The organism is Hyphomicrobiaceae bacterium (genome assembly GCA_041397645.1).
Taxonomy (GTDB): Bacteria; Pseudomonadota; Alphaproteobacteria; order Rhizobiales; family Hyphomicrobiaceae; genus Hyphomicrobium_B.
Genome location: JAWKWE010000004.1, coordinates 413,982 through 431,556, shown reverse-complemented (window position 1 = coordinate 431,556; position 17,575 = coordinate 413,982). Strand labels below are relative to the sequence as shown.

Here is a 17,575-nt window from a genome sequence, read left to right as displayed (position 1 = left end):
CGAGTTATCAGCAATCAACGTGCCAATTCAAAAAGGACATGAAAGTGCTGAGTCTTGGCCCGCCTTTGCTACTTCATTTGAGCTTCATTTGAGCGCATGTCGCGTGCATGCGACACGCGTAGCATTTGACAGTTGCGATGCGCAGCGCGTGCAACGGTTGGAGCGTAACACACAGCTCGCGTCGCGATTTGAAATCGGTCGTGTGCGATGCAGCAAATAGACATGTTTGGCTACTCAAGAGCGTTCGATTTCTGCCTTTATTAGGGCTGCGCAAAATTTGCACTGACCTCAACGACGAATTTCTGGCGGAATGCGCGTGCGAAGTCTTCGTATCCCTTGGCAGCAACGACGAACGAGCCGGGGCCGCCGATGACGTTGTTCTTGTACCAGTCTTCGATCGTCGCTGCGTCCTTGCCTTCCAGAATGGGAAGACCGTTGATCGTAACGCCGATGCCAAAGAGATCCGCGCGCGCGTTTTCGAGAAGCTGGCCCGTGTTGCAGTTGTCGGGGCCATCGCCTGACACATCGACAACGATTTTGTCAGCTTTTGCGGGCATACGCGCGACGACCTTATCCGCAAGGTAGCGAGCCATGCGGCCCAAGCAGGTAAATTCACCTTCCTGCTGAGGCAGTTTCCGAATGGTCATGGCGAGCTCTTTGGCCTGAGCCGCATTGCTAATCATCGTCCACGGCACGACAAGCTTGGCTTTGTCGGCCCACGTGACCATCGAGATGAGGATTGCGCCGTTCGCACCGCCAAGAACCGTGTTGATTACGCCTTCGTCCTCAAGAGCGGCAGCAATGCCTTCCATCTGCAAATGATAGCGCTTTTCGTCGACCGAACTCGACACATCGACGGTCAGGATAAGCGCCGCATCGGCTTTCGGCATGTCGTCCTGGGCGCGCGAGCCCCCCAACATTGCCAGGCAAAGAACGCTTGCCGCGAATGTAACGCCGAGAAGTCTTTTGGGCTTGAGGCGAAGGGCATACGGCATGTGAGTGTTACCATTCCATCCTGATAGTCTTGCCGGGATATTGAGGCGTTGCAGGTCGGCGGGGCAAGTTAATTCGACGTTGGGCGTTGCAGCGCGAAACTTGAGTGCGAGTAGAAATTTTCACATGTCGCGTTCCGTTTCGAGGTTGCCTAAAAACCTTGCGCGAGAGCTGAAGCCTGTTTCGTAATCGCGTCGCGATCTTCTTCGAAGAGCGTTTTCTCTACGATCATTGATTGAACGTTGAGGACGCCGATGAAGTTCAGCCACAAATCCATGTAGGGCTTCTGTTGATCCCAAACTTCCAAGGGCATTCCTGAATCTTCACCATAACTGATGCCGCGCGCGTAGATCACGAGAGCCTTGGAGTTGGTCAGCAGACCGTTCAGACCGCGCTCGTCGAATGTGAACAGCAGGTCCTTGTGGCTCACAAGATCGATGAGCTGTTTCAGGCGATAAGGGATCGCGAAGTTCCACATGGGAACGCCGATAACGATCTTGTCGGCTGAGCGGAAGCGTTGCGCCAAGCGGTCCAGTCTATCCCAAGCCGCCTGCTGGTCCGGAGTGCGCTCCACTCCGGCGAGGCCCGCATATTTTGCCTCGAACGCATCCTGATCGAGTTGGGGCAGGTCCTCGCTCCAAACGTCGAGGACGTCGATCACATCGTTTGAGTTTGCTGCCTGGTAGGCGTCTAAAAAGGCCTTCGCTGCAAAGATGGAGACCGAACGCGACTTGCGGGGTGAGCCTTCGACATAAAGCAAGCGCGCCATCGCCAACTCCTTGGACCAAATAGTTTCTTATTCGCTCTGGAGCCTGTCCCAGTCGCTTGGGGCAGCTTCCAGCGTGCTGAAGGCTGTTGGGAGACAGCGGTATATTCCATTGACCGGTCCGTCAATTACCAGACGACTAAAGTTGAAGGAGATTCAATGTGTTATGTTGCAGTGCGCAAATATGCTGCGACTGCGAAGGGCGGCGGACGCCTGTGACTGTGATCCGGTTTTAGGCTGGGCGCTTCCAGCCATACAGCCAATCATACTGGCGCATGATCAGCGTGGCCGGGGATTGCCGTAGAACGGTATCGCGCGCTTTGGCGAGCGCGCCAGACAGGTGGTAAATTCGGCCGTTGCGGCGCGAGGCGCTTTGTACGCGCAAGGCGCGGGCATGCCTTTTGTCTTCATACCGCGCAAGCGCCTCGGAGACTGAGCCACCGTCGCGCGCAAGTTCGTGCGCCAGCACGCTTGCGTCCTCCAATGCGAGGACGGCGCCTTGGGCAAGAAATGGCAAGACAGGGTGAGCTGCATCGCCGAGCAATGCCATTCGGCCCTGACTCCAGCGTCTCGGCATACTAAGCTCGTGAAGGGACCAAACGCGCCAGCCTTCCCCCGCTTCCAGAAGCACGCGCAGCGACGGCGCTAAGCGGTGCGCGCGTGCGCGCACGAATGCGGCCTCCACTTCTGTGCTCCAGCCCACCGTGTGCTGCGGTTCGTCGAATATGATGACGAAGGCATGTTCGCGCCCATCGCGCACGGGATAGTGCACGACGTGGGCGCCGTCGGTGAGCCAGATATGGACGTCGTTGACTGTCAAACCTTCCGGCAGACTCGATACAGGAACCACCGTGCGGTAGGCGTTTTTGCCGGCCGGTCTTGGCGGTGCAGGATCGAAGTTCTTGGTGCGTAGCGACGACCATAAGCCGTCGGCAGCGATCAGTGCGCTGCCTTCGTAAGCTGCACCATCTTCCAAACAACGCAAGACGATGCCAGCGCTGGATTCAGTAACTGCATCTGCGGTTGCGCCGGTTGTGAGCGTGATATTCGGAGCAGCTTGGGCTGCCTTAAGCAGTGCGCCGTGGAGATCCTGCCGGTGTGACGTCCAGTATGGCGCGCCGTGGCGCTTGAAAATCCAGTCACCGAGCGGCATGCGGGCGATTTGAGCCCCCGTTACAGCATCTCGAACCTGCAACGCATCGGGTGTTGCAACGTGCTCGGCCAGCCATGTTGCGGCGCCGAGCTCTTCAAGGATGCGCGTGCCGTTGGGTCCGATTTGTATGCCCGCACCAGCTTCGGAAAAGTGTTCGCGGCGTTCCAGAACGTGGCTTGCAATACCGGCTTTGCTGAGGGCGAGCGCAGCCGCAAGACCGCCAATGCCGCCGCCGGCGATCAACACGGCGCTATCAGGCGAGACGCTCATGGCAACATTTATATTTGTGGATCAGGCTGCGTCTTTGACCAAGCTACCCTTCGGCTCGCTCTCTTCCGGCCCCAAACGGGGATCGTGGATATAGAGCGTCGAGCAGTACGGGCACAGGATCTGCCCGTCGCTTCCCATATCGAGATAAACATGGGGATGATCGTAAGGCGCGCGCGCGCCCATGCACTGAAACTCTTTCACGCCTATGAAAATGCGCTCGGCACCGGTGTCGTTGGCGAAATGCGGTATGTGCGCGTGTGCCATGGCCGTGGCGTTCCCTCGATGATCTGACGTTTGAGGCGGAGGGCTCTGATGGCCGCTCTGGAATTTGCCGGGTAATCCTTTTGCAAGATACCGCCCCGGCTGCTGCAATGGTAGGGGAAGATGAACCGCCTTTCGCCGCAGGGACCTACAACTATGCCTCACTTCGACAGCGCCGGCGTCGACATTGCCTATTTGGATACCGGTGAAGACTCCGAAAAGGCTCCGATCTTGCTCATTCACGGTTTCGCTTCGAACATATCGACCAACTGGGTTTCGACTGGCTGGGTCGATGTCTTGAAGCGCGCCGGCCACCGCGTCATCGCGCTCGACAACCGCGGGCACGGTGCGAGCGCCAAGCTCTATGATCTTGCCGACTACGGCGCGCCGGTGATGGCGGAGGACGCTCGCCATCTGTTGGATCATCTGTCGATCCCCCAGGCCCACGTCATGGGCTTTTCCATGGGCGCGCGCATATCGGCATTTCTTGCACTTGCGCACCCCGCGCGCGTTGAAAGCGTGGTGTTCGGCGGTCTTGGCATCAACATGATCCGGGGACTAGCGGGTACGGGGCCAATCGCGCGAGCCCTTGAGGCGGAGAGCATCGACGAAGTGACGAACCCGACCGCACGAACCTTCCGCGCGTTCGCCGAGCAGACTCGTTCGGACATGAAGGCGCTTGCAGCCTGCATCCGGTCATCGCGTGCGCCAATTTCGGCCGACATGATATCTCTCATCCGCGCGCCGGTTTTGGTGGCGGTAGGCTCCGATGATGTCGTGGGCGGCTCGGCCGAGGAGCTTGCCGCTCTCATTCCGGGTGCGAGGGCGTTCACCATCGAGGGCCGCGATCACATGAAGTCGGTAGGCGACAGAAGCTACAAGGATGCAGTGGTGCGGTTTCTGGCCGAGGTCGAAGCCGACCAGGACTAGACACAAATTGTCTAGGTTGTGTTGTGAGGCTCTGTGGGCAGATACAGAAAGGCCCCGGCAAGCAGTCTATTGGCGATCTGTAGAGGACAACATTGCGGGGTTGTCGTCAGACCTAAGGACTGCGAACGGCCGGGGCCTTTCCCAAAATGTGAGCTACCATCACCTCCCAGACGCGATACAGGCTGGAAAGATCGACGTAACAGTACGCGGTCACAAGATCGGTTACGATACGCGGTGAACCTACTCACTCAGCCGATACGCAAGACCAAACTCGACTGAACTCCGCACTTTCAGAGCCCCCTCAGGCTAGCGCGCTTTTGGCTCCGCGCCATTCAAGAATTGCCATTTTCGTCAGGATATTGTGGATAAAACTCACTGTGGCTGCCACGCAATAGACAACTGGCCACGAAGCAGCTTGGCGGTCACGCGCTTTTGCTGAGTACAGGATTATTTCCTACCGCAGATATTCTCTGACCAGACATTTTCCATCTCCGCCATTGGATCGCCTGCGCTCGGCCGCAATAGAGCCCGCAACTTCCCGCACAAACAGCTCGGGGGCAGGGACGAAGTTAACCAGATATTAAGCTTAACGGTCTTAGCGTCCCGGTCCATGTGTGTGCGTCGTCTTAGAGTATTGGTGCCCGTTTCAGTGCTTTGGCTTGGATGCCTGGCGCTACTGTCGGGTTGTGGCGGTGCCGGCCCCGGCACAAGTTTCGTCGCCAAATACGAGCCTTGGCGTAAGGCGGAAGAAAACTCCTGTCTTTCAGCAGGCGCGGTGCACCGCACCGCTTTCGTTCAACCGCATTCTGCGCTGGGCGGTCCCAGTGTTTGCGGCTCTGAGCATCCATTTGAAATGTCGGCCGCCATGGGCGGCCGTGTCCTTATGAAACCGGCGGCGCTGCTGCGTTGCCCAATGATTCCGTCCGTAGATGAATGGGTGGCGAACGTTGTCGAGCCGGCTGCAAGGTTCCACTTCGGTCGCTCAATCGCTGAACTCAGAGTAGCCGCGTCTTATTCCTGCCGGCCGATGAACCACGTCAATGGAGCGCGCCTGTCGGAGCACGGATATGCCAACGCACTCGACATTTCGGCTTTCACCTTTACGGACGGGCACGTCGTGACCGTTAAAGGCGGCTGGTATGGTGACAGCCGCGAACGGGCTTTCCTGCGAACCGTTCATGATGGCACTTGCAAATACTTCACAACCGTCCTCGGGCCCAACTACGATGCTAACCACCGGGATCATTTCCATATGGATTTGGCCCGTCATGGCAGTGATGGTCTGAGGCGGATCTGCAAATAGACCTGCGCCTCTTTGTTCGCGGACGTGCGAGGCCGGGTGCGCGCGGCGAGAATGATGCTAGAAGCACCAACATGAACTGGCATCGCGACACCGGCCCTGGATCGAAGCGGGGCTATCATCATGGAAATCTGCGAGAAGCCCTCATCAAGGCGGCGCTCGACCTGATTTCGCAGAAAGGGCCTGCGGGATTTACGTTCGCGGAAGCCGCGCGCGCGGCTGGCGTGTCCGCCGCAGCTCCCTACCGGCATTATCGTGATCGCGATGCGCTGCTGGCAGACGTTGCGCGGCGTGGCTATGAGCTTTTCCAGGATAGCCTCACCACGGCTTGGAACGATGGCAAGCCCGATCCTCACACCGCGTTCCACGCGCTAGGACGCTCATACCTCGCATTCGCCAAGCGCGAGCCGGCATATTTCGCAGCTATGTTCGAAGCTGGTCTTGCCTTCGATGCGTTCCCGGATTTGCGGGATGCCGGCGATAAAGCTTTTGCAATTCTGCGCGATGCTTGCGGTACACTGATCGAGACCCTGCCCGCCGAAAAGCGTCCTCCCGTCATGATGATGGCATTGCACATCTGGTCATTGTCGCACGGAATTGCTTCCCTTTTCGCCCGAGGTGACGGCGCCCGCCGCGCCATTCCAATGACGCCGGAGGATCTGCTGGAGGCGGCCGTTTTGGTCTATTTCGATGGCTTAGGGCTTCGCTCGGCCAAGTAAAATGGCTATTTCACGCGCCAAATGCGCCCTTTGGCTTGGATCGATCATAATTTCTGCCCGATTTGGCTGAAACCCTCAGGTCGGAGGGTGAGATTTAGTTGGGAAACAACCGGGGGCTCAATTGTCGTTTGTTTGCACGATGCGTCGGTGCCGCGCACTTTCGTCGATATTGGCTTCGGTGCCGTTTGTCGCCTTAGGCTGCGTGCACTCCGTTGAGGCGCGCGCGGAAACGGCGTCCTGTCCGCAGCCATCGGACATCGCCGTGCTGTCCTCTCCGATCCAGCCCTGGAAGGGCGCGCCGCTGAAAGTCGTGTTCGCGACCGAACAGCCCTTCGATGGAGAACTCGCGCTAGTTTCACCCGACGGCAGCGTCGCGGTCAGCACTCACGAACGACGTGGCGGTCCGCCCTATTTCTGGTTGGCGGAAATGGCGACGCCAGCGGTTGGGACATGGCGTGCGAAACTGACGCTCAACAGTGCATCTTCACAGTGCGCGCCCGCTAGCCGTGAGATCAAAGTTCGTGGCGGGCGGCCGGGCGGACCTGGCGGTGTTGCAGGCAGCGTCTGGCCAGTGCGCGACAACTGGGATCGCGCAAACGAGAACCTCTATTCGGCCTGGATCGAAAAACTTTTCGAAGCGCCGTTGAACGAGGCGCCGTCTTGGCCCGCGTTGCACGAGGTGCTGCGCGATCCCAACCGGAACATCTTATTCAATCATCTGGGCCTGCGTGAGGACCAGAAGGGTCTCGTCATCCGGCCGGATTGCGCCGACCTTCCCTACTTCTTGCGAGGCTACTTTGCTTTCAAGATGGGTTTGCCGTTCGGCTATTCCAAATGCTCGCGTGGCGGCGGAGGCAAGGCGCCGCGATGCGGTTCATGGTGGAACATAAAAAAGGAAGAAACCGCCAGCTCGCCGGAAGACGAGGAGAAAGCTGCGTCCTCCGGTGGTCTGTTCGATCTGTTTGACACAGGCTCATCGAAGTCCAAAAAGCAGTCGAAGCCGCCGAAGGGTTCGGGTGGCTTGGTTCAGTCATTTGGCACGTATCTGCGTTCGACTGTCGCCAACTCGGTTCACTCGGGCTCCGGGCGAACGAGCGCTGATGACAACAATACCGACTATTATCCTGTGCCGTTGACCCAGGAGACGTTGCGGCCAGGTACGATCTACGCCGACCCCTACGGCCATGTGTTGGTACTTGCCAAGCGCGTCGCGCAAACGCCCGACGGCGCAGGCGTATTCCTGGCCGTTGATGGTCAGCCCGATGGAACGGTAGCGCGTAAGCGATTTTGGCGCGGCAACTTCCTGTTTGCGCAAAACCCCGCAATGGGCAGTCCGGGTTTTAAGCGCTTTCGCCCGATCGTGCAGGTCAAGGGTGGGCAGTTGCGCCGGCTTTCCAATGCCGAGATAGCGAAATCCGCAGACTACGGCGACTTCTCGCTTGATCAGTCGAAGCTGAGTGTCGAGGATTTCTACGACAAGATGGACGACGTGATGTCGCCACAGCCGCTCGATCCGGTGCGGGCGTTGAATGAGGCTGTTGCATCGCTCGAAGAACAAGTGAATGCGCGTGTCACCTCGGTTGAGAACGGGCGCAAGTATCATGCTGGCGGCGGCAAGGAAGTCGGTATGCCGGATGGCGCATCGATCTTCGAGACCACCGGAGCGTGGGAGGATTTTGCGACGCCGTCACGCGATCTGCGGCTGCTGATCGCAATCGACGTGGTGCGGGGCTTTCCCGATCGCGTAGCGCGTCGGCCGGAACGCTATGCGATGCCGAAGGACAAAAGTGCTGCGGACGTAAAAGCACAACTTGAAGGCGTGCTCGCCAATGAGCTTGCGGCGCGCAAGTTCACTTATACGCGGACCGACGGTTCGGAATGGTCACTTACGCTCAAAGACGTTGTCGATCGAATGCACGCGCTTGAGATGGCCTACAACATCAACGATTGCGTGGAGCTGCGCTGGGGAGCAGACGAAAAGAGTGACGAAGCCACAACCTGCAAGCGTCGCGCGCCCCAAGGGCAGCGCAGCAAGATGGCGCAGTACCGCGACTGGTTCCACGAGCGCCGCCGCCCGCCGCGTGGCTAAGTCTGTTCAGCCGTCCATGGCGTGAGGATGGTGTGCTGGTAGCCAGCCGATGCCGTGCTAGGCTGCACGAGTCGAAACGTTACGGCTGAGGTTCGTTCGGCAAATTTCGTCGCAATTTCTGTCCCGCCGCTCAAGGTCCACAATCCGAACATGACCCTTCTAAGCGTTGTTGCGATTGCCGTTGCTTGCCTTGTTGCGGTTGTCGCGCTCAATCCCCGGCTCATGCGCGCTCCACTTTGGCGCGCCACGGTGACCCCTCTGGCATCGATCATCGGATCGGGATTTCTGGTCGCGGGTCCGATCCTGGCCCATGCCACCGGAAATTGGGCGTTCCTGAGCATGGCGGCATTGTGCGTCGTCGCCTACGTCTTCGGTTTTGCGATCCGCCGCAACATAGCTCTGGTGGAGCCATTGCTTGAGGGAGACACACCGCGCGCATTGCTCGTGCTTGAGCGTGTTTCCGAATTCGCGCTCGCCTTCGCGTATTTTGTTTCCGTCGCCTATTATCTTAATCTGTTTGCGGCGTTCGTGCTGCGCGGGTTCGGTATCGTGGATGAGCATACGACGCGTACCGTGTCCTCCGCCGTCATTATTGGTATCGGCATCTTTGGCGCAGTGCGCGGCCTTCACGGGCTTGAAACCATCGAAGAGACGGCGGTGGGCATCAAGCTCAGCTTGATTTCCGGTCTGCTTTCGTCGCTTGCTTTGGCGGCATTCATGGCGATGTCGAGCGGGACCTTCCAACTCTCGTCAATGGAGCACGCGACGGGACTTGGAGAGATACGCGTCTTGCTCGGCCTCATCATTCTCGTCCAGGGTTTCGAGACCTCGCGCTATCTCGGCGCCAGCTACGACAGACCTACGCGCATTAAAACCATGCGTTACGCGCAGTGGATCTCGACCATCATCTATATCGTGTTCATTCTTCTAATAACGCCGTACTTTCAAGGTGCCTTGCCGGAGAAGGGCGGCGAGACCGCGATCATCGATCTGCTGAAGCCGCTCGGCACGTTTGTGCCTCCGCTTCTCATCATTGCGGCGATTGCCTCGCAGCTATCGGCCGCGGTCGCCGACATGAATGGCGCAGGCGGGATGCTGCATCACGCGACGAAAAATCGTCTGCCGCTGTTTGCCGGGTATCTCGCAACGGCGGGCGTTGCGTTGCTGATTACGTGGAGCGGCAACATCTATGAGATCATCGTCTTGGCGTCGAAGGCGTTTGTGATCTACTACGCTCTGCAATGCATCATGGCAGCACTGGTGGCGCTCCGCCCTGGCCCCAATCGCAACGTTGCTCTCGCGGTGCTGTTTGGGCTTGCGACATTGCTCGCGATCGCGATCCTCGCCTACGGCATCCCCGCCGAAGCTTGAGCCGCTACCCGCCCACTTCAGATTTTTCGGCGCCCGCCCCCAGGCAGGACTTGATGAACCGCCCCTTGACCCCCACATATGTGAATGTTAAATACATTTACATTGAATAAGCCGCTGAAAACACGGCTGTTCAATGTCTGGTTCGGCAACAAAAGCAGGGTGTGGCGATGGCGGAAATGGTTCAGCGGCTCGACGACTATGGCAAGGGCGCCTGGGTTGCTGTGATGGTGCTTGGCTTCGTGCTGTTCTGGCCCGTGGGCCTCGCAATCCTTGCCTATCTAGTATGGAGTGGTCGCATGAGCTGCGGATGGCACGGTGGACGGATGGGCGGACGGGGCGATTGGCGCCGCCGCTTCAAGGGTGATTTTGAAAAGGCGCGGTCCCGCGTCGAAGACGAGTTCCGCGCATTCACCCAGACCTATTCAAGCGGCAACGCCGCCTTCGATGAGTATCGCGCCGAGACACTGAAGCGGCTGGAAGAGGAGGAGCGCGAGTTCCGTGAGTTCCTCGATAAGTTGCGCGCCGCCAAGGACAAGTCCGAGTTCGAGCAATTCATGTCGGACAGGCGCAATCGCAGCTCAGAGCCGCCCGCGACGGAAGCACCCGCCAACTGACGTTATGTGAACGTACACGATTGCTCCGCGGCATCTGACTGAAGGTGCCGCGGGGATTTCAGAATAGAGCCTTCAGATCAACGGTGAACCCATGCCATTTTTTCACTTCGGTCCGCCTCCTCCGCATCTGCTCCACGGGGTTGCCATAGTGGCGACCGGGTTGCTGGCTGGAGCAGCGGTTACCTTCGCGCTTGCGCGGTCGCGGTTTGCGCTGGCCTGTCGCGGCGCTAGGAGCTTCCGTCGCACTCATTCGCAGTCCAAGCCGCGCGCGAATAGCGCGTTCGAAGACTACAAGGCAAAGACCGTGCGTCGGCTTGAGGAGGAAGCAAAGGAATTCTCTGCGTACTTAGCACGCTTGAAACATGCAGCTGACCGCGCCGAGTTCGAGAAGTTCATGACCGAACGGCGCGCGCACCCGACAGATGCACCTACCAATTGATCCGGGCAGCTGAGCCTGATCGAATAAGAAAAAGCCCCGCCCAGTCATGCGGGGCTTTTTTTGCGCTTACCTACTTGTCCATCGTTACCGAGAACGCGCCGCGAAGGTCTCCTTCCTTAAATCCGGTCGCCTGATCGTTGGGATAGAGCTTGTCGATGGTCTCTTTCAGTTCGCCTGAGAGATTGCTTCCATGGCAGACGAGGCATGGCGCGGCGGCGGTCGGGATCGCCTTGAAGTAGCGAACGAGCGTTTTGCCGTCCTGCGTAACCACCTCGATATGTTCAAGCTTGGTCACATCCGCTCCCGCCGCAATTTGGGCCGTGAAGTCGTCCAGAACCTTGCGCTCCAGCGCGTCCGGCGCGTTGTCGGGGTTGCGCACCTTCAGAGCCGTGCGCCGGATCGTCATGCCCAATGTTTTGGATTGTTCCTCGGCGATGGCGGGCGCGACGGTCTTGCAAACCTGAACTGCGGCGACCGGACCACCCGACGACAACGCCTCTTTCAATTTTGTTTGCAAGGCGCCGCCCATGGATTTGACGGCGGAGCGCGCCTTGGCGGCGTAGGGCTCCAGATCGGCGGCGGAGTCAGATCGCGCCGGTACGCTTCCGGCTATCAGCAGAGCGGCAAGCGGAGCAAGAAGAACAGTGGTGTATGGTATCATGGAGACCTCCCGGCTCTCAGCGTGATGGAAACGCCTGACCTTGCGATCCTAGCGTCCCAAGGTCCTGATGCAATGGTTTGGGATCAATTGCTGAAGAGGGGTGCTTAGCAGAAATTAATCGATGCATGTCATGCATGAGGACATCCATCGCTATGCGGATCAATGATAGCGTGGCGCTGTGCCGACCGGGTGCAGCCGGTAGAGAGAGCGCACGTTCCTGGGAGAAGACCGCTGATGGCGACCGAGCCAATGCCCGCGTTTCTGAGGACGTGCTTGCTGTGCTGAAGCGCATAGCTCAAGATGGCGCAGTTGATGTGGATGCCTAATCCAAATGCGCCAGAGCGCGCCGAGTTCTTCCCTCCCAAGGATCGATCGGAACTCGAAACACGCGGCATCAAGGTCCGCGGTCTCTACGCTGAGATGACGAAGGATCGCGCCGACGACAGTAAAATGTACGACAAATTTCCCTGGCTTCGAACCATGACAAAGACCAGCGCCGTAGTGCATCAGCTTCCCAATGGGCTGAACGCGCGTACCCTTTTGGGAGAATACTGATGGCCGAAACGACGATGCCAGCGTTTCGGCCTCAGATCAGGTTCCGCTAGACTTTGCTCCAAAGCCGCCGCCGGTGGGCGTTTCGATGATTATAGCCTCGCCGGGCGCGAGTTTGGTTTCGGCGCAGCCGCCGATGTCTTCCAGATGTCCATCTGTCCGACGCACGAGGTTGCGTCCCACTTGTCCAGGCTCTCCGCCGCCAAGTCCGAAGGGGCGGATCTTGCGAAAGCCGGAAAGGATCGCGAGGTCCATCTGCTCAAGAAATCGGATCACACGGCGGATGCCGTCGCCAGCGTGCCAGCGCCCTTTGCCGCCCGATCCGCGCCGGATGGCGAACGTCTCCACGAGAACAGGATAACGTAGTTCCAGAATCTCCGGGTCGGTCAGCCGCGTGTTGGTCATATGGACGTGAACCGCCGCAGCGCCATCAAATCCTTTGCCGTCTTTGTCGAGACCGGCAGGTGCCCCAGAGCAAATCGTCTCGTAGTACTGCACGCGCGCATTTCCGAAGGTGAGATTGTTCATCGTGCCTTGCGCAGAGCCAAGCACGCCAAGCGCGCCAAACAGGGCGTTTGTCACGACCTGGCTCGTTTCCGTGTTGCCCGCGACGACGGCAGCGGGATAACGCGGCGACAGCATGGAGCCATCCGGGATGACAATGTTCAGCGGGCGCAGGCATCCTGCATTGATCGGGATTGGCGCATCGACCATGACGCGGAAGACGTATAGCACCGCCGCGCGCGTGACGGGCTCAGGGGCATTGAAGTTGTTGGCCTGCTGCGGACTGGTGCCGGTGAAGTCTATTTTTGCGGCGCGCGCATCGCGGTCAACCGTGATTGCGACTTCAACAGCGGTGCCTTGATCGGTCTCGACGCGGAAATGTCCATCGCTCAGTTTTGAAATCAAACGCCGCACGCTTTCTTCCGCGTTGTCCTGCACATGGCCCATGTAGGCTTGCACGACGTCGAGACCATATTGAGCGATCATGCGCTCGATCTCGTGGGCGCCGCGTGCGTTGGCGGCGACTTGGGCCTTGAGGTCGGCGATGTTCTTATCGGGTTGGCGGGCAGGGTAGGGTCCCGATGAAAGCAGCGCGCGGGCCTGGTCCTCCAGAAAACGTCCCGCATCGACGAGCTTGACGTTGTCGATCAGCACGCCCTCTTCCTCGATACGGGTGGCGCGCGGCGTCATCGAGCCCGGTGTCAGCCCACCGACATCCTCGTGATGTCCGCGGCTTGCGACGAAAAACAGGATCGTCTTCCCGGCAGTATCGAACACCGGCGTAACGACCGTGATGTCCGGAAGATGCGTGCCGCCGTTGTAGGGCGCATTGAGCATGTAGACATCGCCGGGCTTCAGATCGGTCCCGCACGCGCGGATGACGCTTTCGACCGAACGGTCCATTGAGCCGAGGTGGACGGGCAGATGCGGTGCGTTGGAGACCAGACCGCCTGCCGCGTCGAAGACCGCGCACGAGAAGTCGAGCCGCTCTTTGATGTTGACGCTTTGCGCGGTCGCGCGGAGCGCCTCTCCCATCTGCTCTGCGATGCCCATGAACAGGTTGTTGAAGATTTCCAGCAACCCCGGATCGGGCCTCGTGGATAAAGTCTCACGCTGGCGCGGCGCTATGCGCGTCATGATGAGATCGTTGCGTAAGGAGACCTCAAGCTGCCAACCCTTTTCGATTACCACGGTCTGATTGGGCTCGATAAGAAGCGCTGGCCCGCTGACGCGATCGCCGCGGGATAGATTTGCGCGCATGTAGACGGCGGCATCGTGCCATTCGCCGCGCGCAAAGAAGCGGGTTTGCGCTGTCGTGTGCGGAAAGGTAGCGGCGCGCGGGGCTTGATCGGAACCGTCTGGACCGGTGTCATCCTCTTCGGCGTGCGCAGGCGCGGCAACGGCTTCGACATCGAGCGCAGCGATGATGAGCGGCTTATCCGGGGCAAGAAAGCCAAACCTGCTTTTGTGCATGTCCTCGAACGCGGCGCGCATTTCATCCCGGGACGCCAGAACAACTGGCAAAGTCGTATCGCTCCCGGCGTAGCGCAGATGCAAGCGGGTCGTGACGGCGATTGCGTCGCTTGCCATCTCCTGCGCCACGAGTTCTTCGCGCACTTGCGCTTCCATCTCCGATGCAAGCGTCTTTACGCGCGTCAGCGAAGCAGCGTCGAAAGTGCTTTCCAGGCTGCGTTGGCGCGAGGCGCGAGCCGGGGCCAATCCCATGCCGTAGGCGGACAGCACGCCTGAGCAGGGATGAATGAGGATGGCGCGCATATCGAGAATGTCGGCGATCAGACAGGCGTGTTGTCCGCCCGCCGAGCCAAAGCAGTTCAACACATACGTGCTCACGTCGTAGCCGCGCTCCACCGATATTTTCTTGATCGCGCCCGCCATGGTTTCGCAGGCAATGCGCAGGAAACTGTCAGCCAGTTCCTCGGGCGTGTGCCCGCCGACCTTGCGCGCCAATGCCTCGAATTCCGCGCGCACCGCGTTTGCATCGAGCGCCTCGTCGCCGTTGGCGCCGAACACGGCCGGAAAGTGCTCCGGCATGATCTTGCCGACGAGCACGTTGGCATCGGTGACGGTGAGCGGTCCGCCGCGCCGGTAGCAAAGCGGTCCGGGATTTGACCCGGCGCTCTCAGGGCCAGCGCGCAATCGCGTTCCATCGAAAGTCAGGATCGAGCCGCCGCCCGCCGCGACGGTGTGAATGTTCAGCATCGGCGTCGCCATGCGAACGCCAGCGATCTGAGTTTCCAGCGTGCGCTCGTAGGTTCCGGCGAAGTGCGCAACGTCCGTTGAGGTGCCGCCCATATCAAAGCCGATAACCCGCTCGAACCCCGCGCGGCGTGCCGTCTCCGCCATCGCGACCACACCTCCTGCCGGACCAGACAGGATTGCGTCGCGTCCGCGGAAATTCTCCGCCGAAGTCAATCCACCCGCCGAAGTCATGAAATAGAGCCTAGGCGCGCGGGCCGTCGGCGCGCCGGCACCGAGTTCGCCAGCAACGCGATCGACGTAGCGGCGCAGCACTGGGGTCAGGTAGGCATCAGCGACGGTTGTGTCGGCACGCGGGAGAATTCGGATCAGGGGAGAGATCTCGTGGCTCACCGAGATCTGACTAAAGCCCAGGCGGCGGGCCATGTCGGCGGCCTGGCGCTCGTGCTCAGGGAAGGCGTAGGCGTGCAGGAAAGCAATGGCGACGCCTTCGATGCCTTGGCCACGCGCCGCAGAGAGTTCTGATTCCAGATGTGTGACGTCGAGGGGTGTTTCGATGCCGCCGTCAGCCCTTATGCGCTCACGTGCGCCGATGACGCTGGCATACAACGTCTGCGGTTTGAGAATTTGGCGCGCGAAGATCTCGGGACGGGCCTGGGTGCCGATTTCGAGCTGATCTTCGAACCCGGCGGTGATGACGAGAGCGGTCGCATCACCCTTGCGCTCCAACAGAGCATTGGTTGCGACCGTTGTGCCCATCTTGACGTTGGCAAGCGTGCCTTGAGCCCCTTGCCGCGCCATCAGCGTGTCTATGCCCGCAAGCGCTGCGTCGGCATAAGCGTGAGAATTTTCCGACAGAAGCTTAAGGACATGGCGCTGCCCTGCCGGGTCCAGCCCCACGATGTCGGTAAAAGTGCCGCCGCGGTCGATCCAGAATTGCCATGAGGCCTCGGCCATTTGACGGAATTCTCCGTTTCTTTCCGTAAATTTAGGGGTGTTGGGGGGCGCCCTCCGCTATGATGACCCATACGTCAGTACTTGACGAACATAAACCCCTGACAAGGGCTCGTCTCATGCCTTGGAAAATATTGGGCAAGGTGCTCGGCTTGGATCAGGGCGGCGTGGTGCGCACCGCCTTCGAGCAGATCATGGCTGCGTTCGGATTCGACCGCAGCGAAGTCGGCACGCCCGCGCAAAACCGTGTCGCGTTCACGATCTCCGTCGTTACACTCGCAGCCAAGATGAGCAAGGCGGACGGCGTTTCGTCCGATGTCGAGGTGGCGGCGTTCGAACGGCTATTCGACGTGCCGGAGGGCGAGCGAAACAACCTTCGGCGGGTGTTCGACCTGGCCCGCCAGGATGTGGCCGGATACGAATCCTACGCGCGCAAAATCGGCGCCATACTCGCTGACGAGCCAGACTTGAAGATTTCCGTGCTCGAGTGCCTCTTGTATATGGCGACGGCCGACGGTGTGCATCACCCGGCGGAAGAGGAATTCTTATCGACTGTCGCGGAACTGTTGGGCGTGCCTAAGCCCGACTATCTCGCCGCACGCCGGGCCTTCGTTCAAGACCCTGACTGCGCCTATGAGATCCTGGGCGTCGAGCCAAATGCGACCGACGCACAAATCAAGGCGCGCTATCGCGAGCTTGCGCGTGAGCATCATCCCGATCTGCTGATTTCCAAAGGCGTACCGGAGGAATTTCTTGCCGCGTCGGGAAGGCGTCTTGCCGCCATTAACGAGGCCTACGAGACGATCATGGCGCAGCGCAGCGGGGCGCAATCTCAACGCCTGGAGCATTCCTCTTGAACGTTGCGCTCGCCCCCTTCGAGCCCGACAGTCCGCTCGTCGCCCGCGTACATCCCGCCGCAAACTGGGAAGAGCGGCGCGGCGGCGTTCGTCCACGCCTTGTCATTCTTCACTACACCGGTATGTCGAGTGCCAGCAAAGCGATCGATTGGCTGGCGCGCGAGGAGAGCCGGGTCTCGTGCCATTATGTAATCGATGAGAAGGGCGAGATCGTGCAGCTCGTGCCCGAGGCCCTGCGTGCCTGGCATGCTGGCGTGTCGTCGTGGCACGGCGAGACGGACATCAATTCGCATTCCATAGGCATTGAGATTCATAATGTCGGCCACGCCGACGGCTACCCCCCCTTTCCGCGCAATCAGATAGCTGCCGTCGTCGCGCTGACGCGGGATATTTGCGCGCGCCACGCAATTGCACCGCGCGATGTTCTGGGCCACTCGGACGTGGCAGTGGCGCGCAAGATCGACCCTGGCGAAAAGTTTCCATGGGCGAGTCTAGCGCGCCATGGCGTTGGCCATTGGGTTCGCCCGCATCCAGTGCAGGCGGCTGACGCCGGATTGGGAGTGGGCGACAGAGGACCGGACGTAGACGAGGCAAGCGCGCTGTTGGCAGCCTACGGATACGACCTCAGCCGTGGCGCGGTCATCGATGATAGAATGAGTAAGGTTCTTGCCGCATTTCAGCGCCATTTCAGGCCGAGGCGGGTGGATGGGCGCCTGGACATTTCAACTTTGAAAACTTTGCGGCGCCTAACCCGCAATTGAGTTTCGAATTTCCAGCTCATATCGGCTTATCCAGCTTGACGACCGGGCCGAATATCCTAGGCTCCAGCCCAACACGCTCAAATTGGGGCCGGGCGTGTGGCATGGGGGACGTGCGCGTGTGAAAGGTTCTGGCCGCCTTACGCCCAATCGCTCTTCTCCAATAA

Annotated in this window: 17 protein-coding genes; 11 read left to right on the top strand and 6 right to left on the bottom strand. The window is 59.7% G+C overall.

All coding sequences use genetic code 11. The features are described 5' to 3' along the window. Nucleotides 1-260: 260 nt before the first annotated feature. The 4 genes from R3D51_02055 to R3D51_02040 all read right to left on the bottom strand — a co-directional run bounded on the left by R3D51_02055 (nucleotide 261) and on the right by R3D51_02040 (nucleotide 3,446). Nucleotides 261-995, bottom strand: a complete 735-nt coding sequence (locus R3D51_02055; protein MEZ5898253.1) for a DUF1194 domain-containing protein — start codon at nucleotides 993-995, stop codon at nucleotides 261-263. A gap of 149 nt (nucleotides 996-1,144) precedes the next feature. Further along, entirely contained in the window at nucleotides 1,145-1,762 is a 618-nt protein-coding gene (locus R3D51_02050) for an NAD(P)H-dependent oxidoreductase (GenBank protein ID MEZ5898252.1), read from the bottom strand. 229 nt (nucleotides 1,763-1,991) lie between these two features. Then, entirely contained in the window at nucleotides 1,992-3,182 is a 1,191-nt protein-coding gene (locus R3D51_02045) for an FAD-dependent monooxygenase (GenBank protein ID MEZ5898251.1), read from the bottom strand. A gap of 21 nt (nucleotides 3,183-3,203) precedes the next feature. After that, a complete protein-coding gene (locus R3D51_02040) occupies nucleotides 3,204-3,446 on the bottom strand; it encodes a zinc-finger domain-containing protein (protein MEZ5898250.1) in 243 nt (80 codons plus the stop codon). Nucleotides 3,447-3,599: 153 nt separating this feature from the next. Here R3D51_02040 and R3D51_02035 point away from each other — a divergent pair, with 153 nt between their 5' ends. The 7 genes from R3D51_02035 (at nucleotide 3,600) to R3D51_02005 (ending at nucleotide 10,905) form a co-directional block, all read left to right on the top strand. Then, nucleotides 3,600-4,373: an alpha/beta hydrolase gene (locus tag R3D51_02035; protein MEZ5898249.1), complete on the top strand. Its 774-nt coding sequence runs from the start codon at nucleotides 3,600-3,602 to the stop codon at nucleotides 4,371-4,373. A 610-nt stretch (nucleotides 4,374-4,983) separates the two neighbouring features. Further along, complete coding sequence (locus R3D51_02030; GenBank protein ID MEZ5898248.1) at nucleotides 4,984-5,676, top strand: extensin family protein; 693 nt, start codon at nucleotides 4,984-4,986, stop codon at nucleotides 5,674-5,676. Between the two features lie 71 nt (nucleotides 5,677-5,747). Continuing rightward, a complete protein-coding gene (locus tag R3D51_02025) occupies nucleotides 5,748-6,392 on the top strand; it encodes a TetR-like C-terminal domain-containing protein (GenBank protein ID MEZ5898247.1) in 645 nt (214 codons plus the stop codon). 139 nt (nucleotides 6,393-6,531) lie between these two features. Beyond that, nucleotides 6,532-8,481 (top strand): hypothetical protein, encoded by a 1,950-nt coding sequence (locus tag R3D51_02020; GenBank protein ID MEZ5898246.1) that lies wholly within the window; start codon nucleotides 6,532-6,534, stop codon nucleotides 8,479-8,481. Between the two features lie 150 nt (nucleotides 8,482-8,631). Further along, nucleotides 8,632-9,852, top strand: a complete 1,221-nt coding sequence (locus R3D51_02015; GenBank protein ID MEZ5898245.1) for a hypothetical protein — start codon at nucleotides 8,632-8,634, stop codon at nucleotides 9,850-9,852. Between the two features lie 167 nt (nucleotides 9,853-10,019). Next, nucleotides 10,020-10,466 carry a DUF2852 domain-containing protein gene (locus R3D51_02010; protein ID MEZ5898244.1) on the top strand — a complete coding sequence of 149 codons (447 nt, stop codon included), beginning with the start codon at nucleotides 10,020-10,022 and terminating at the stop codon, nucleotides 10,464-10,466. A 91-nt stretch (nucleotides 10,467-10,557) separates the two neighbouring features. Then, nucleotides 10,558-10,905 carry a DUF2852 domain-containing protein gene (locus R3D51_02005; GenBank protein MEZ5898243.1) on the top strand — a complete coding sequence of 116 codons (348 nt, stop codon included), beginning with the start codon at nucleotides 10,558-10,560 and terminating at the stop codon, nucleotides 10,903-10,905. A gap of 70 nt (nucleotides 10,906-10,975) precedes the next feature. On the opposite strand, the gene R3D51_02000 is transcribed toward R3D51_02005, so the two are convergent. After that, a complete protein-coding gene (locus tag R3D51_02000; GenBank protein MEZ5898242.1) occupies nucleotides 10,976-11,566 on the bottom strand; it encodes a DUF3365 domain-containing protein in 591 nt (196 codons plus the stop codon). Nucleotides 11,567-11,700: 134 nt separating this feature from the next. On the opposite strand from R3D51_02000, the gene R3D51_01995 reads away from it, so the two are divergent. Continuing rightward, nucleotides 11,701-11,892 (top strand): hypothetical protein, encoded by a 192-nt coding sequence (locus R3D51_01995; GenBank protein MEZ5898241.1) that lies wholly within the window; start codon nucleotides 11,701-11,703, stop codon nucleotides 11,890-11,892. Then, a complete protein-coding gene (locus tag R3D51_01990) occupies nucleotides 11,867-12,121 on the top strand; it encodes a hypothetical protein (GenBank protein MEZ5898240.1) in 255 nt (84 codons plus the stop codon). The genes R3D51_01995 and R3D51_01990 overlap by 26 nt, the downstream gene beginning before the upstream one ends. A 36-nt stretch (nucleotides 12,122-12,157) precedes the next feature. Here the strand turns inward: R3D51_01990 and R3D51_01985 are convergent, their stop codons facing one another. Continuing rightward, complete coding sequence (locus R3D51_01985; GenBank protein MEZ5898239.1) at nucleotides 12,158-15,796, bottom strand: hydantoinase B/oxoprolinase family protein; 3,639 nt, start codon at nucleotides 15,794-15,796, stop codon at nucleotides 12,158-12,160. Between the two features lie 116 nt (nucleotides 15,797-15,912). Here R3D51_01985 and R3D51_01980 point away from each other — a divergent pair, with 116 nt between their 5' ends. Both R3D51_01980 and R3D51_01975 read left to right on the top strand, forming a co-directional pair. Continuing rightward, nucleotides 15,913-16,650 carry a TerB family tellurite resistance protein gene (locus tag R3D51_01980; GenBank protein ID MEZ5898238.1) on the top strand — a complete coding sequence of 246 codons (738 nt, stop codon included), beginning with the start codon at nucleotides 15,913-15,915 and terminating at the stop codon, nucleotides 16,648-16,650. Next, entirely contained in the window at nucleotides 16,647-17,411 is a 765-nt protein-coding gene (locus tag R3D51_01975) for an N-acetylmuramoyl-L-alanine amidase (GenBank protein MEZ5898237.1), read from the top strand. The genes R3D51_01980 and R3D51_01975 overlap by 4 nt, the downstream gene beginning before the upstream one ends. Nucleotides 17,412-17,575 lie beyond the last annotated feature (164 nt).